This is a genomic window from Labrys sp. (in: a-proteobacteria) (assembly GCF_047605565.1).
Classification (GTDB): Bacteria; Pseudomonadota; Alphaproteobacteria; order Rhizobiales; family Labraceae; genus Labrys; species Labrys neptuniae.
Genome location: NZ_JASGFM010000001.1, coordinates 200429 through 215548 on the forward strand (window position 1 = coordinate 200429; position 15120 = coordinate 215548).

Consider the following 15120-nt stretch of genomic DNA (forward strand, 5'->3'; position numbering starts at 1 on the left):
GCGACATGTCCCTGGAAATGCTGCTTCGCGCCATTCCCGTCGTCCTGACCGGGCTCAAGCTGACGCTGCTGATCACCTTGGCTGCCTTTGCGGTCGGGCAGATCGTGGCGCTGCCGGTCGCCCTGGGCCGGGTCTCGAAGTTCCGGCTGCTGCGCGGGGCGACCTGGCTCTACACCTTCCTGCTGCGCGGCAGCCCGCTCCTGGTGCAGCTCTTCATCCTCTATTACGGCCTCGCGCAGTTCCCTGCCGTGCGCAGCAGCGTGTTCTGGCCGATCCTGCGCGATCCGGTCTATTGCGCCATCCTGGCGATCGGCATTAATTCCTCGGCCTATGTCGCCGAGGTGATCGCCGGCGGCATTCGCAAGATACCGGCCGGGCAGTTCGAGGCCTGCATCTCGCTCGGCCTGTTGCGCCGGCGTACCTTCATCGATGTCGTATTGCCGCAGACCTATCGGGCGATCTTTCCCTCGATCGGCAACGAGATCATCCTCGTGCTGAAGGCGAGCTCGTTGGCGAGCGCGGTGACCGTGATGGAGATGACGGGCGCGGCGCGGGCCTTTACCGCCAAGACCTATGCGCCCTTCGAAGTGTTCATCGTCGCCGGCCTCGTCTATCTCCTGGTGGGCTTCGTCTTCAGCCTCATCTTCCGGGTGAGCGAGAGTGCGTTGTTCCGCTCGACCGGCCTCGGTTCCAGCAAGGCAGCGGCGGCTGGCCGCCGGCCTGCGGAGGTGGCGTCGTGATCCAGGCCGACAATCTCACCAAATCCTATGGCCCCCATGCCGTGCTCAAGGGCGTCAGCCTGTCGATGAAGGCGAGCGAGCGGGTGGTGCTGTGCGGCCCGTCGGGCTCGGGCAAATCCACCTTCATTCGCTGCCTCAACGGCCTGGAGACGCGCAGCGGCGGTGATATCCGCATCGCCGGCCATGCCTTGGCGCGGGACTGCTCCAACGTGCTCGATCTCGCCGGCGAGGTCGGCATGGTGTTCCAGCAGTTCAACCTGTTCCCGCACAAGACGGCGCTCGAGAATTTGATGCTGGCACCCCGCCGTGTGCATAGGCTCGGCCGCAGGGAGGCGGCGGAACTCGCCATGGCGATGCTGGAGCGCATGCGGCTCGCCGACAAGGCGGCTTCCTATCCAGGCCAACTCTCCGGCGGCCAGCAGCAGCGCGTGGCCATCGCCCGGGCGCTGTGCATGTCGCCGAAGGTGATGCTGTTCGATGAGCCGACCTCCGCCCTCGATCCCGAAATGGTGAAGGAAGTGCTCGATGTGATGATCGACCTTTCGCGCGAGGGGCTGACCATGGTCATTGTCACCCATGAGATGGGCTTTGCCAGGAATGTGGCCGACCGCGTGGTCTTCCTCGATGGCGGCCGGATCGTGGAAAGTGCAGGGCCTCAGGCTTTTTTTGAAAATCCGCAACACGCCCGCACCCGGGATTTCCTGCGCCAGATCGCGCGGCATTGACCCGGCCTGGCGAGGCCTCGGCCAAGGAGAATAGTGTCATGAATCCAGACGTTCTGGCCTCGGCCGCCCGCTCGGTGCAGGCGCGCCAACGCATCAAGGCCCATATCTACGAGACGCCGCTGCTGCCGTCCCGGCAGATCGGCGCCGAAGCAGGCAGCCGGCTCTTCTTCAAGGCCGAGAATTTCCAGCTGACCGGCTCCTTCAAGATCCGGGGTGCCAGCGCCAAGATCTCGGCGATGGCGCCGGGCCGACATCTGGTCACCGCCTCGTCCGGCAATCACGGCATCGGTTCTTCCCAGGCCGCCCGTTCCTTCGGGCGGGACCTGACCGTGGTGTTGCCTGAGACGGTAGCCGCCGCCAAGCTCGCCCGCATCCGCTCCTATGGTGTGGAGACGCGGTTGCATGGTGCGGAGACCTGGTATGCGGAGCAGCACGCGCTCGAGCTCGCCCGCGACAAGGGGTATGAATATATCTCGGCCTATGACGATCCCCACGTCGTCGCCGGGCAGGGCACCATCGGGCTGGAACTCCTGGAACAGCACCCGGACATCGACAATGTCTTCATTGCCATGGGGGGCGGGGGCCTGATCAGCGGTATCGGCAGTGTGCTGAAGAGCTTCCTGCCCCGTGCGCGCGTCTATGGCGTCGCGGCCCGCAACTCCTGCGCGCTTGCCCTGTCGATGGCAGCGGGCAAGGTGGTCGAGACCGAGCATCTGGAGACACTGGCGGATGGCGTCGCCGGCGGGCTTGCCGAGGAGACGATCACGCTTGAGCTGGCGCGGGCCGTGGTGGACGAGACGATCATCTGCTCGGAAGAAGAGATTGCCGCCGCCCTCCGCGACCTCGCCTTCAAGGAGAACATGCTGGTGGAAGGCTCTGCCGGCCTGGCCCTGGCGGGGTTCGCCAAGGTCGCGGACGCCTGCCGCGACCAGGTCAACGTGGTGCTGCTGTGCGGGGCCAATTACGACCGGGACAAGCTGGTCAAGGCCGTATTCAGCTGAAGAAACGGCCCAATCCGTGGATCGAACTGGGCCGTTGATCGATTAGACGAAGGAACCCGCGCTGTGGGCGGCTGCGTGGGCCTGATTCTGCGTGACGGCCGTGCTGTCGCCCGCAGGCTCAGCCGATACCGACGTGAGCGTGATGGCGGTGACGGCGCTAAGAAATAGAAAAATAGACGTAATGATGATCTTCATTTCTGGAATCTCTCGAAAATATAGGGAGGCAATGCTTCCGAGGAGGAAGCTCCATGCTCCACGAGCGCGATGAAATTTCACGCAAGCTAAAAATTAAATATGATTTCGTTATTGAATAAGAATTGCACCGATCTCAACGCTGATCAGCGCATGCTCAAAACATGCGCAATGCGGACAGAAAGATCCGTGTTTCGCTGGCTATTGGAGCCCTTGAAATCGGCGAGAACCCCCTTCCCCCGAAAGCCTCCTGATTCTCCATCGATGTTACTTACCGGTAACACCCAGGGGTGAAATAGTCAAGGCCGCAGGGACATGATGCGGATATTTCAAAGCCGAATGGAGGATAGGCCAGCGCAGACGGACGCCTTGATTGCGAGCAAAATCCTCAATGGCTCTCGACTCCTCCGAAGTGAAGATAGCCGATGGCCAGGCCGAAATGCCTCGGCATTTTCGAGGATCACCCGGGACTTCGGTCGTTCGAATGCCGACAGACTGCAGATCCGGCGCAAGCCCGGCGGCGCCAAGGCGTTTCCTCCGTCATATTTCCGCGAGAGCCAGACGGGGTGGCGTTCAACCCATCTGGCCTCGAGCGTCAGACGCGAGAACCGCTTAGCATTCGCGCGAGCGCAATGAGGATGCAGGCGCCGATAAAGCCCGCGATGAGGTAGCCCAGCCACCCGCCGAAGCCCGCGCCTATCAACCCCAGCAGAAAGCTGGCGAGGGCCGCACCGACGATGCCAAGAATGATGTTCATGAGAACGCCGGTGTTGCTCTTCATGAACATCTCAGCCAGCCAACCGGCCAAGCCGCCGATAATGATCGCAGCGATCCAGCCAACTTCAGGACGATCCATTCCTTCACCTCCGCTTCTATCGGATTGTCTGGGATTTACGCCTTGTCGATGACCGACTTGACCGCGTCCTTGACCTTGCCTTTGGCCTCCTGGACCTCTCCTTTGGCTTTTTGAATCGCGCCTTCGGCTTCCATCTCCTGATTACCCACGGCCTTGCCGACGCCTTCCTTCACCGAACCCGCCACTTTGTTGGCGATACCCTTCACCTTGTCCGTTGTGCTGTTCACCCGGTTACTCCCTTGAATGCAGACCCCCAGCTCACAAACGCGGGTGTCGTTTCGAGGTTCCGTAGTGATTTTGGCTTATGGATTAATCCGCCGCAGTACGTGAGCGGTGGCAGCGAAATTGCCGCAATCGAGAGATAACAAAATCGAAACCATTCGATTCCTACCGTAATTAATCGTCAATTACAGAAGGAATTGACTGGATGGGTATGCGCCTCATAAGCGGAATTTTCGCCTTTTCCATGATAATCATCTTCATGGCTATGGTCTCTGGACATGCAGAAACCCTGGGTACAGCATCCTTTTACGGTAGGGAGCTGAAAGGGCACCGTACCGCCAACGGCGAACGCTTCAATCCAGCCGGGCTGACGGCTGCCCATCGGACCCTGCCTTTCGGAACGACGCTGCGCGTTACCAACCTTAGGAACCACAAGAGCGTTGTCGTCCGCGTCACCGATCGAGGCCCCCATAAGCGTGGCCGCCTGATCGACCTCTCCTATGGAGCGGCCAAGGCCGTCGGCATGCTCGGCATGGGCACGACGAGAGTTTCAGTCGCCAAGATTGCGGCGTCTTCCCAGGCCTCGGACAAGGGCAACTCGCCGCCAAGGCTCCCGCCTGGTCGACGATAGCCAACGACCGCATGGACAGCTGCATCTTCACCCCCTTGGCCTGGAGGGGTACCTTTGCGTCCGGGACTTTGTGCGACCGGCTTGCCCCAAGCGCGCAATGGCTACTTGACCATTGTTGCCAGGAGGATTTTTGGAGCGGGCGATGGGAATCGAACCCACGACATTCAGCTTGGGAAGCTGACGTTCTACCTCTGAACTACACCCGCGCAGCGATTGCTGCGATCTTGTAGCCTGTTTCTCAGGGATGGATCAAGGCCGCCCCTGCGCTTTTCATTGAATGTGACAAGGCCCGGCTCAAGGCCGGGCCTGACGATCTCGCAACTATCGGCTCATTGCGCCGGGTCGCGGCGCCAGCCGCTCTCAGCTGTAGACCTTGAAGCGATCATTGTCGTTCATGAAGCTCTTCTCGGGGAAGGGCTGCTCGTTGGAGCCGAAGGGCATCTGGGCGCGCAGCTTCCAGGACTTGGGCACATGCCATTCCTTCTGCACGGCCTCGTCGACCAGCGGGGCATAGTGCTGCAGGCTGGCACCGATGCCGTGCTCGGCCAAGGCCGTCCACACGGCGAACTGCGCCATGCCGCCCGACTGTTCCGACCAGATGGGGAAATTGTCGGCATAGAGCGGGAATTTGTCCTGCAGGCTCTTCACCACGTCCTGATCCTCGAAGAACAGCACGGTGCCGGCGCCGGCGGCAAAGGAATCCATCTTGGCCTCGGTCGAGGCGAAGCTGTCGGCGGGCACGATCTTGCGCAGGATTTCCTTGGTCAGGTGCCAGAACTTGTCGCTCTGCTTGCCGAACAGGATCACGGCGCGCGAACTCTGCGAATTGAAGGAGGAAGGCACATGCTTGATCACGTCCTGGATCAGCAGTGAAATCTCTTCCTCGCTCTTGGGCAGCGTCTTGCCCAGGGCATATTGCGTGCGGCGGGTCTTGACGTGGTCGATAAAGGTCTTGGACATGAGAAGAATTTCTCTCTCAATGAAAATTTGCCAAAGCGGAAGAGGCGCCTGAATGCAGCCTCGACTGCAGATCTGCATGCCCTGAAATGGACATGCCGAAAACCTGCATAATCTCGATCGTTAGGTTCGATGAAATTGATATGTCGCTCGCGGTGACTGTCAGCCTCCGCTGTCAACGCCGGTCTCGGCCACGGCTTCCAGGCGGGCGGCGATCTCGCGACGCAGGGTCCGCCGCAGTTCCGCTGCCCGATAGCGTCGTTCCTCGGTCGGCCCTTTCACTTCCAGAACCGGTACGGCCGAGGGGCGGCCCTCATCGTCCACTGCCACCATGGTGAAATAGCAGGAATTGGTGTGGCGACGGGTGCCGGAGCGGATGTTCTCCGCTTCAACCCGGATGCCGACCTCCATCGATGTCCGCCCGGCATGGTTGATCGAGGCCAGGAAGGTAACGAGTTCGCCCACCTGGATCGGCTCCTTGAACATCACCTGGTCGACGGACAGCGTCACCGCATACTGGCCCGAGAAGCGCGAGGCGCAGGAGAAGGCGACACGGTCGAGCAGGTTGAGCAGTGCGCCGCCATGCACCTTGCCGCTGAAATTGGCCATGTCCGGTGTCATCAGCACGGTCATTTCGAGGCGGCGGCGATCCATGGCGTTTTCCCAGGCTAGGTTGCTCGCCGCCGAGTGTAATGGAGAAATCTGCAGGACCTCAAACGCACGCGGGATTTCCCGACATGGGGCCCAGGCATAGGCAATGGCTGGAAGCTTTTTTCGATCAGGTCTTGCTCACCGGCTGGGAACGCAAGCGGCCTGCGATGGAGGGATCCGCGCGGCGGCAGAGCTGCGGCGACAGGTCCTTGAGGATGAGCTCGAGATCGGCGACCGCCATGCTGCCGATCTCGAACAGGGCATCCCTGGTGCCACCGGTGCGATGGGCCGAGAACACCATGTTCGGCGTGGTCCGCATCGGATCGTCGGCCGGGACCGGCTCGACCGGGAAGACGTCGGTGGCCACACGGATATGGCCGCTGCACGCGGCCGCGATCATGGCCGGGAAATCGACGACCGCCGCCCGGCTCATCAAGAGGAAGGCCGAGCCCTTCTGCATGCGGGCAAAGTGCGGGGCGCCGATGAAATGGGCGTTTTCCGTGGTGGGGGCGGCGAAAACCACGACAAAGCGGCTGCGTTCCAGCAACTCATCCAAATCGGTTTGCCGGCAATCCAGCCGCTCGATCGTTTCCGCCGGCAGCCAGGGATCGTAGACCCTGACCTCGTTGCGGAACGGGCGGATGAGTTCGCGGAATTTGCGGCCGAGATCCCCGAAGCCGATGATGCCGACCGGGGCGCCCTCGAAGCGGATGGTGTCGAGATTGGCTTCCAGGCCATAGGTCTCGGTGCCGGCCCGGAAGGCGCGGTCGGCGGCACTGATGCCGCGGGCGAGGTCGAGGGCGAGGCCGAGCGTGGCTTCCGCCACCGGGGCTGCGAAAGCGGAGGCCGGTGTCAGCACCCAGATGCCGCGCGCCTGGCAGGCGGCATAATCGATATTGGGCAGGAAATTGGTCTCGACATTGATGATGGCTTTGAGCCGCGGGGCCCGCTCGAGCCTTTCGGCGGACATTGCCGTCTGCCCGATGATGGCCACGGCATGGGGCAGCAGCGCCTCGATCTCGTCGTCGTTCATCGGCCTGGCCTCGCTGATGACCAGGCGTCCGAGGCGTTCGAGGCGGGCTCGCACCGATGGTGCCATGATCTGTTCGAGCGTACGCGGTAGGGGGTCGACGAGAATGACGGGCGTGGCCATGGCAGGTCCTGTGCACGGAAACCCGCAAAGCATGAAGGGTCGCGACGGAGTCTGCAATGGTCAGACCATAAGGGTTTGACGGCAGAGCCCGTGAATGCGTAAATCGGAATATGTACAGCGCCACCACGCGGCATATCAAAGTGACGGTCCGCCCCCGTTTCCTTGCCGAGGAATCGCGGCCGGCGGACGGGCGTTATTTTTGGGCCTATACCGTCGAGATCGCCAATATGGGCCCGGAAACGGTACAGCTGCGGTCGAGGGCCTGGGAAATCACCGACGAGAATGGTCGCCGCGAGGAAGTCAGGGGCGCCGGCGTTGTCGGCGAACAGCCCGTACTGGAGCCCGGCGAGCGCTTCGAATACACTTCCGGCTGCCCGCTGGGAACGCCGTCCGGCCTGATGGTGGGCACCTATTTCATGGTGGCCGACAGCGGCGAGACTTTCGAGGTCGCCATTCCGGCCTTCTCTCTCGACAGTCCCTACGCCAAGCGCAGCGTCAACTGAGGGTCGGGCGGCCTTAGGCCGGTATTCATCCTCCGATTTTGACCTAGTACGCCGAAAAGCGAAGTCTTTCCGTTGAAAGCAACAAGGAAGTGCTTTATATATCCGGCATGACCGGAAAGCCTGATGCCACCATGGTTTTCGTCCTGGCGCCGACCGCCGAAGATCGCGGCGCGCTGCAGGCGACCCTCGTCGCCTACCGCCAGGCGATGACCATTCTCGACGGGACCAAGGGAGCCAATCTCGTCGCCCTTCACGAGGAGGCCTATGAGGAGATCCGCCTGAAGACGGGGCTGCCTTCGCGCATGGCGACCCTGGCCCTGCGCGATCACAGCCGGCGGCAGCCGGGCGAGGCGATCGACGACATTCCGCTCGATTCCAAGCTGTTCGCCGTGAAGGGGCCGGACAGTGTCAGCATCGCCACCATCGATGGCCGGGTGGTCATGCCCTATTCGGTGAGCGGCTATCACGGTGGCTGGGACGATTTCGCCGAAGCCCGCCTCGTCTTCGAAGGCCCGTCGCTGCGTATCGACGTCGGCGTGCAGGCCAGCATCCACCCTCAAAAGGAGACCCCGATGTCCAATGAAGGTATTCTCGCCCGGCTCGGGCGGGTCATCGCCGGTGTCGTCAACAATGCGGTCGATACGGCGGAAGCAGCCAATCCCACCGCCGTCGCCCAGCAGGCCGTGCGCGAGATCGGCAAGATCGCCGAAGAGGCGCGCGCCGCGCTCGGCGTCGCCGTCGCCGCCGGGCACCGCCTCAAGGCCAAGGCCGATGATCTCGATGCCGAGATCCGCGACCTCGACGGCAAGATCAGGGTCGGCCTCGAGAAAGGGCGCGAGGATCTCGCCCGCGCCGCGACCGGCGTCCAGATCGATCTGGAAGCGCAGCGCGAAGCGCTCTCCAAGGCGATCGCCGAGAATGCGGGGGAGATCGCGGAGGCCGAAACCACGCTGCGCAGCATTGCCTCGGCCCGGGCCGACGCCCAGAAGCGGCTGGAGGATGCCAAGCGGGCGGAGCGCGCCGCACCTGCCGCCGTGACGCCCTCGCAGCGCAATGATCAGCGGCTCGCCGACGCGCTGGCGGCGGTGGAACGCGTGACCGGCGTGCCGGTCAAGCCCACCACCGGCGCCGCCGAAGTCGAAGAGCTCGGCCAGTTGCAGCGCCAGGACGCGATCGAGGCGCGGCTCAGAGCCTTCAGGGATGGCCAGCGATGATGGGCAGCCTCGTCCAGCCGGGTACGGCACCTTTCTGGGTGGCATTGCTGACGGTGGTCGGCCTCGGTGTGGTCGAACTCGTCTCGATGCTGCTGGGCGCCTCCGTCTCGGCACTGCTCGACGACGGTCTTGGTTTTCATGCGTCGGGCGATCATGCGCCCGGCGACCATGATAGTGGCCTGCTCGGCGCCTGGGCTTCCTGGCTCAATGCCGGCGGCGTGCCCCTGCTGGTGCTGATCGTCATCCTGCTGTCCGCTTTCGCCGTGTTCGGCTTCGCCATTCAGGCGGTGGCCTCCAGCCTCGCCGGGCCATTGCCGGCCGTGATCTCGGTGCCCGGCGCACTGGCGGCCGCGATCCCCGCCACGCGCTGGCTGGGCCGGGGCGTGGGCAAGATCATCCCGCGCGAGGAAACCAGCGTGCTCAGCCAGGACGAGTTCATCGGCCTGACCGGCACGGTGACCATCGGGCCGCTCGACCAGGGCAATCCCGGCAGCGTGCGGGTCAAGGACCGCTACGACAATTTCCACGCCCTGCGTGCGAAAGCCGCGCCGGGGCATGTCATCGAGACGGGCGCGCTGGCGCTGATCGTGGATGGGGCCGACGGCCTCTTCCAGGCCATTCCCGCACCGCAGGCACTCGACAGCGACAGCAACAGGAGCTGAACCATCATGGACTTCTTCTCAGTGGGGCTCATTGCCGGAGTCATCGTGACGGCGATGGTCGTCATCGGCATCATCATGACGACGCTCTACACCAGGTCCACGCGCGACAAGGCCTATGTGCGGACCGGGCTGGGCGGCAAGAAAGTGGTGCTCGATGGCGGCTCGGTCATCCTGCCCATCTTCCATTCCTATTCCTGGGTGTCGCTGAGCACGCTCAGGCTCGAGGTCAAGCGCTCCGAATATGAATCGCTGATCACCAAGGACCGCATGCGTGCCGACATCACCGCCGAGTTCTATGTCCGGGTGAAGCCCGATGCCGAGAACATCGCGCTGGCCGCCCAGACCCTGGGCGATCGCACCAACGACGCGGATGCTCTCAAGACCCTGGTGGAAGCCAAGTTTGTCGACGGCCTGCGTTCGGTGGCGGCGACGATGTCGCTGCGCGACCTGCAGGAGCAGCGCGCCGAATTCGTCAAATCGGTGCAGGCGGCCGTGGCGCACGATTTGCAGTCCAACGGCCTGGAGCTGGAATCGGTCTCGCTCACCCGTCTCGACCAGACCGACATCAAGCATTTCAACCCGAACAACACGTTCGACGCCGAGGGCTTGACTGCGCTCACCAAGATCACCGAGGAGCGCAAGCGCGAGCGCAACCAGATCGTGCGCGACAACGAGGTCGAGATCGCCACCAAGGACCGCGAGGCCGCCCTCAGGCGCCTCACCATCGAGCGCGAGCAGCGCGATGCCGAGCTGACCCAGGAGCGCGACATCGCCAACAAGACGGCGGAAACCCGCGCCGAAACCGCCAAGGCCGAGCAATTGGCACGCCTGAGCCAGGAAACGGCCCGGCTCGATACCGACCGGGGCATTGCCGAGCGCGACGCCGAGGCGCGCCAGGCTCGCGAGGCGGCGCGTATCGGTGCCGAGCAGGGCATTGCCGAACGTGAGGCCGTCGCCCGCAAGATCACCGAAACGGCTCGCATCGACGCGGCGATCACCGTCGCCCGCAAGATCGAGGAGGAGCAGGCTGCCCGTGCCAAGGCCGATGAGGCGAAGGCAGCCGCCATCACCGCCGAGGAGCAGGTGACCACGGCCCGCGAGGTCGAGATCGCCGAGCGCGCCAAGCGCATCGCCGTGATCGATGCCCGCAAGGCCGCCGAGCAGGAGGCGACCGCCATCACCGTCAAGGCCGAGGCCGAGCGCCAGGCCGCCGAGAATCTCGCCGCCGCTACCAAGATCCAGGCCGATGCCGAGGCACAGGCCGCCAAGATCCGTGCCACCGGCGTGGTCGAACTGGGCGAGGCGGAAGCGCGGGCCGAGCGGGCCAAGAACGAAGCACGCAACGCATTGGCGGAAAGCGTCATCGGCTTCGAGCTCGCCAAGGCGCGTGTGGCGATCGTGCCGCAGGCGCTCGAACAGGCGATGAAGCCGATCGAGAAGATCTCGGACATCCGGATCTTCAGCGCGGGCGGGCTGGCCGGTGCCGTTGGCAATGGAGGAAACGGCGAGGCGGGCCATCCGATCGGCGATCTCTCCAGCCAGCTTCTCAGCTTCACGGCCCAGAAGCCCATTCTCGACGAAATCCTGGCCCAGGCCGGTTTCCGGGGCGCCGATCCGACGCAAGCGTTGCTGGCTGCATCGCTTGGTGGCGGGCACAAGGCGCCGGCTGCAAGCCGCAGCGAAGAGCCTGCGCGTCATACGCAGTCGGACGACACCAAGCACCACGATTGAGACTTGAACGTCGCGGAGCAATTTGCGGTATGGAAGCCAGCGCAAATTGCTCCGCCATTCTTCGGAGACGGGAAAAGCAACCGCTGCCGTGCCGCCTGGCCTGTCGGGATGTGGCTTCCAGCAATGCTCGCTCTTTCCAACCGGCCTGTCTTCACCTATGCAAGGTCGATTCCCGCCCCCAAACAGCCCACAGCCATGCACGGTAACGCTGCCCGATATATCGAAGTGAGGGTCTGGCCGCGTCTTCCTGTCGAGGAAATACGGCTGGAGAGGGAATGCCGTTGGCGGCGCCGGGAAGACGGCATGGCTTCCCCGCCGGACAAGTCCGGACATGGCATTGATCGAATGCCGTGATGCTGAAGTCTCCGCACGCCCTGTTGGACGAGGCTGTCCGGGCACATAAGGCCGGCCGGCTGGCCGAAGCCCAGTCCCTCTATCGCAAGGCCGTAGCCTTGCAGCCGACTAACAGCCCAGTGCTGCGGCTTTATGGTGTCTGCCTGCAGCAGCAGGGGCAGTTGAACCAGGCGATCGCGCAATTCCGTCGTGCCATTGCCGCCCAGCCGAGCAATGCCGAAGCCTGGCGCAATCTCGGCGTTGCCCTGCAGGACAAGGGCGACATGGCCGGCGCGGTCGAGGCTTACCAGAAGGCCATCGGCTGGCAACCGGGCTATGGGGAAGCCTTTCGCAATCTCGGCAATGCGCTCGCCGTTCAGAAACGCTGGAACGAGGCGGTCGTGGCGTATCGTGAAGCCCTCCGTCTCAAGCCGGATTATGCGGAAGCCCATACCAATCTCGGTGCGGCGCTGCTGGAAAAGGACGATATCGAGGGAGCCATAGAGGCGCATCAGCGTGCCATTGCCCTCATGCCCCGGTTCGTGCCAGCGCATAACAATCTCGGCTTGGCCCTGTTGCGCAAGGGAGCCTTCGAAACGGCTGTGCGGGTCCTCCGGCGGGCCGTTGCCCTGCAGGCGGATTATGCGGAGGGCCATAGCAACCTCGGTGCGGCCTATGACGCTCTTGGCCACAAGGAAGAAGCTCGTCATGCATTGCGGCATGCCTGCGAGCTGGCGCCCGCCAACGCACATTGCCTGCTCAACCTCGGCCTTCACCTGCAGCAGCATGGCATTCATGACGAAGCGCTGGCGGTCCACGGGCGCATCGCCGCACTGAAGCCTCGCAGCGTCGATCCCTATTTCAACATCGCCGGCATTCACGCCGCCAGGGGCGACCACGATGCTGCGCTCGTGGCCTTTCGCGGGGCCGTCAAGGCACAGCCCGCCGACGCCAATGCGCATCTCGCCCTGGGTTTCTATCTCCTTGGCCTCGGCGATTATCGCGAAGGGTTCAGTGAATATGAGTGGCGCCGCCGTACCGACGGCTATCGCACATTCGTCGGCGATCGGCCGGAATGGCGCGGCGAGGACATCGCTGGCAAGACCATTTTTCTCTATCATGAGCAGGGCCTCGGCGATGCCTTGCAGTTCTGCCGCTTTGCCCGGCTCCTCCGCAGGCGGGGCGCCGAGGTTCGCCTGGAGGTGCACCCGCCGCTGCGTGCGATCATCGCCGAGGCATTCCCCGAATTGTCGGTATTCGCCGCACCGGAAGAAGCGGGCTTCTTCGATGTCTACGCGCCCCTCATGAGCATTCCACATCGTCTTGGCCTGCCGCGCGAAGACATCGAGGGCCTCCCTTATCTGGCGGCCAGGCCCGATCGTGTCGAGACATGGGCTGGGCACCTGCCGGAGGGGTTCAATATCGGTGTGGTCTGGCAGGGCAATCCGCAAGGCGCCATCGACCGCGGGCGTTCGATTCCACTGATCGAGTTTGCGCCGCTGGCTCGGGTGAAGGGGGTCAATCTCATCAGCCTTCAGAAGAATTTTGGTCTCGATCAGCTCGATCAGCTGCCTGATGACATGGTGGTGCGGCGAATGCCGGCTTCCTTCGACGGCGGCAGCGATGCCTTTCTCGATACGGCAGGCCTGATGCAGAGCCTCGACCTGGTCGTGACCTCCGATACCTCCGTGGCGCATCTGGCCGGCGCCCTGGGACGTCCGGTCTGGCTCATGCTCAAATATGCGCCGGATTGGCGCTGGGGGTATGTGGGAAAGACGTCGCCCTGGTACGATTCGATGCGCCTGTTTCGGCAGGCGCGCCCGGGTGACTGGAGTTCACCATTCGCCCAGGCCGCCGAAAGCCTCGCCGCGTTGACCAGAGGAGCGTCATGACTGCCCCCACCCAGGCCCTGATTCCGGTGTCTTATGGAGAATTGCTGGATAAGATCTCCATCCTGGAGATCAAACAGGAGCGCATTGCCGACGCCGTGCGCAGGGCGCGCGTGAGCGACGAGCTTGGCTTGCTGCGGGTCGTCTGGCGGGATAGCGGACGCGAAGCCCCGGAGGTGCTGGCTGTCTATCGCGCCCTCAAGGACGTCAACCTTCGTCTGTGGGAGATCGAAGACGAAATCCGGGACCATGAGTCACGCAGGGATTTCGGATCCGGTTTCATCGAATTGGCTAGAGCGGTTTACAAGACCAATGATCGTCGATCGGCTCTGAAAGACCGGATCAATACACTGACGCAATCGTCCCTTTCCGAGCAGAAGCTCTATTCATCATATTGATTGCTTTTGCGTCTGACATTTGCGGTATATCGGTATTTCCTCAGCGTCGCTTGGCGTCCTGCGATTTTAATGGTCTCGCGATGATTATCTTTAAACGCGTTGCAATTTTTCGAATATTCTCCGAAGTGTCGTGTTTTTGTTGCAGGTGTGTTGCTTAATTATCACGCGCATTCCCGAACCTGCGGAGGAATAAGTTATTTCATCATGACCGTCTTGCGAATTGCCTGACGAATTCAATAGCCTTGATCCCGCAATATTGGGATCTGTCACTCAAATGAATTATCTTGTTCGTGGTCTTCTCGGTTCCTCTTTCCTCGTCGCTGCCGGCCTGGCAATGAGCGGCCCGGCATCGGCGCAGCCGGTATCATCAAACCGTTCCGATGCCGTCGCGCCCGTCTTCAGCTGGCAGGGCTTCTACGCCGGCGTGATCGGCGGCTATGGCCATATGCATGCCGAGGGCAGTGCCGCCCATCCCGCCGGTCCCGATATCACGACGACCACCTTCTTCACCTCGGGGTCTGGAACCTTTACTTTCACCGACACCGTGCCGGGCGCGCCGGCGGATGCCGCGAATTTCAGCATGAACGACGAGAGCTGGTTCCTGGGCGCCGAGGCGGGCTACGATCATGATCTCGGTCCCGTCGTGGTCGGCGGTGTGGTCGACTTGGCGGGGTCGGGCATGTCTGGTCGTACGGTCGCGGGTGACAGCGCGATCAAGGTCGGGCTGGATTGGTTCGGTACCGCGCGCGTGCGCATCGGGCTGCCGATCGATCGGTTCCTGGTCTATGGCACCGGCGGCCTGGCGATCGGCGGGATCAAGACGGACCTGAGCACACCGCTCGGGGCGACGTCCGATCGCTTCACCAAGGTCGGCTGGGCGGCTGGTGCCGGCGTCTCCTATGCCGTGACGGAAAAGGTCGTGCTCGATCTCAGCTATCTGCATCTCGGGTTCGGCTCGCACAGCGTATCGGGTGCGGCCGGAAGGGCCAAGGTCAAGCTCTCCAACGATCTGATCCGCTTCGGGGTGAGCTACAAGTTCGATTGAGCGCGCGCCGGAGCCGGTCTCCGGCGGTCGCCGCCTCCGCGATGCTGTCCCATCAACGCTGCCATTGACAGCATCGCCCTCGCGCCTAATATATTTTTCGTCGAAACAGCCGCCCTCAAGCAGCAACCTTGGGGCGGCGTTTTGATTTTTTGGCCCAAGCGTTCTGCGATTTGGCGGCTTCGCCATCAATCGCAAGATGCGTCGGAACCAAGAGTTG

General features: G+C 63.0%; 17 protein-coding genes and 1 tRNA gene. 11 read left to right on the forward strand and 7 right to left on the reverse strand.

What is annotated here, in order from left to right; genetic code table 11:
• Nucleotides 1-5: 5 nt before the first annotated feature.
• The 3 genes from QM672_RS00970 to QM672_RS00980 are packed head-to-tail and all read left to right on the forward strand — an operon-like array spanning nucleotide 6 to nucleotide 2466.
• Nucleotides 6-740 (forward strand): ABC transporter permease, encoded by a 735-nt coding sequence (locus QM672_RS00970; protein WP_415080374.1) that lies wholly within the window; start codon nucleotides 6-8, stop codon nucleotides 738-740.
• Nucleotides 737-1465, forward strand: a complete 729-nt coding sequence (locus QM672_RS00975) for an amino acid ABC transporter ATP-binding protein (protein WP_367625169.1) — start codon at nucleotides 737-739, stop codon at nucleotides 1463-1465. Before QM672_RS00970 ends, QM672_RS00975 begins: the two co-directional genes overlap by 4 nt.
• Before the next feature lie 38 nt (nucleotides 1466-1503).
• Nucleotides 1504-2466, forward strand: a complete 963-nt coding sequence (locus tag QM672_RS00980) for a threonine ammonia-lyase (protein WP_415080375.1) — start codon at nucleotides 1504-1506, stop codon at nucleotides 2464-2466.
• A gap of 42 nt (nucleotides 2467-2508) precedes the next feature.
• On the opposite strand, the gene QM672_RS00985 is transcribed toward QM672_RS00980, so the two are convergent.
• The 3 genes from QM672_RS00985 to QM672_RS00995 all read right to left on the reverse strand — a co-directional run bounded on the left by QM672_RS00985 (nucleotide 2509) and on the right by QM672_RS00995 (nucleotide 3741).
• Nucleotides 2509-2661: a hypothetical protein gene (locus tag QM672_RS00985; protein ID WP_156771516.1), complete on the reverse strand. Its 153-nt coding sequence runs from the start codon at nucleotides 2659-2661 to the stop codon at nucleotides 2509-2511.
• Between the two features lie 592 nt (nucleotides 2662-3253).
• Nucleotides 3254-3514, reverse strand: coding sequence for a GlsB/YeaQ/YmgE family stress response membrane protein (locus QM672_RS00990; protein ID WP_415080376.1), 261 nt, complete (start codon nucleotides 3512-3514; stop codon nucleotides 3254-3256).
• Nucleotides 3515-3549: 35 nt separating this feature from the next.
• On the reverse strand, nucleotides 3550-3741 hold the full coding sequence (locus tag QM672_RS00995; protein WP_311942729.1) for a CsbD family protein: 192 nt from the start codon (nucleotides 3739-3741) through the stop codon (nucleotides 3550-3552).
• A 200-nt stretch (nucleotides 3742-3941) separates the two neighbouring features.
• Here QM672_RS00995 and QM672_RS01000 point away from each other — a divergent pair, with 200 nt between their 5' ends.
• Nucleotides 3942-4367, forward strand: coding sequence for a septal ring lytic transglycosylase RlpA family protein (locus QM672_RS01000; RefSeq protein WP_311942727.1), 426 nt, complete (start codon nucleotides 3942-3944; stop codon nucleotides 4365-4367).
• Between the two features lie 131 nt (nucleotides 4368-4498).
• On the opposite strand, the gene QM672_RS01005 is transcribed toward QM672_RS01000, so the two are convergent.
• The 4 genes from QM672_RS01005 to QM672_RS01020 form a co-directional block, all read right to left on the reverse strand.
• Nucleotides 4499-4573: transfer RNA gene (locus QM672_RS01005), tRNA-Gly, on the reverse strand.
• A gap of 154 nt (nucleotides 4574-4727) precedes the next feature.
• Entirely contained in the window at nucleotides 4728-5327 is a 600-nt protein-coding gene (locus QM672_RS01010; RefSeq protein WP_415080377.1) for a nitroreductase family protein, read from the reverse strand.
• 159 nt (nucleotides 5328-5486) lie between these two features.
• The gene (locus QM672_RS01015; RefSeq protein ID WP_311942721.1) at nucleotides 5487-5978 is read right to left on the reverse strand and encodes an acyl-CoA thioesterase; all 492 of its coding nucleotides are present in this window, start codon (nucleotides 5976-5978) and stop codon (nucleotides 5487-5489) included.
• A 124-nt stretch (nucleotides 5979-6102) separates the two neighbouring features.
• Entirely contained in the window at nucleotides 6103-7128 is a 1026-nt protein-coding gene (locus QM672_RS01020) for a hydroxyacid dehydrogenase (RefSeq protein ID WP_311942720.1), read from the reverse strand.
• 110 nt (nucleotides 7129-7238) lie between these two features.
• On the opposite strand from QM672_RS01020, the gene apaG reads away from it, so the two are divergent.
• From apaG to QM672_RS01055, 7 genes are all read left to right on the forward strand, one after another.
• Complete coding sequence (gene apaG, locus QM672_RS01025) at nucleotides 7239-7631, forward strand: Co2+/Mg2+ efflux protein ApaG (protein ID WP_068286796.1); 393 nt, start codon at nucleotides 7239-7241, stop codon at nucleotides 7629-7631.
• A gap of 107 nt (nucleotides 7632-7738) precedes the next feature.
• Nucleotides 7739-8845, forward strand: a complete 1107-nt coding sequence (locus QM672_RS01030; RefSeq protein WP_415080378.1) for a PspA/IM30 family protein — start codon at nucleotides 7739-7741, stop codon at nucleotides 8843-8845.
• Nucleotides 8842-9507, forward strand: coding sequence for an OB-fold-containig protein (locus tag QM672_RS01035; RefSeq protein WP_367625164.1), 666 nt, complete (start codon nucleotides 8842-8844; stop codon nucleotides 9505-9507). The genes QM672_RS01030 and QM672_RS01035 overlap by 4 nt, the downstream gene beginning before the upstream one ends.
• A gap of 6 nt (nucleotides 9508-9513) precedes the next feature.
• Nucleotides 9514-11238: a flotillin family protein gene (locus QM672_RS01040; RefSeq protein WP_311942710.1), complete on the forward strand. Its 1725-nt coding sequence runs from the start codon at nucleotides 9514-9516 to the stop codon at nucleotides 11236-11238.
• Nucleotides 11239-11591: 353 nt separating this feature from the next.
• Nucleotides 11592-13463 carry a tetratricopeptide repeat protein gene (locus QM672_RS01045; protein WP_367625163.1) on the forward strand — a complete coding sequence of 624 codons (1872 nt, stop codon included), beginning with the start codon at nucleotides 11592-11594 and terminating at the stop codon, nucleotides 13461-13463.
• A complete protein-coding gene (locus QM672_RS01050; protein WP_311942706.1) occupies nucleotides 13460-13858 on the forward strand; it encodes a DUF6165 family protein in 399 nt (132 codons plus the stop codon). The genes QM672_RS01045 and QM672_RS01050 overlap by 4 nt, the downstream gene beginning before the upstream one ends.
• A 274-nt stretch (nucleotides 13859-14132) precedes the next feature.
• Nucleotides 14133-14903, forward strand: coding sequence for an outer membrane protein (locus tag QM672_RS01055; protein WP_311942703.1), 771 nt, complete (start codon nucleotides 14133-14135; stop codon nucleotides 14901-14903).
• Nucleotides 14904-15120: the final 217 nt, after the last annotated feature.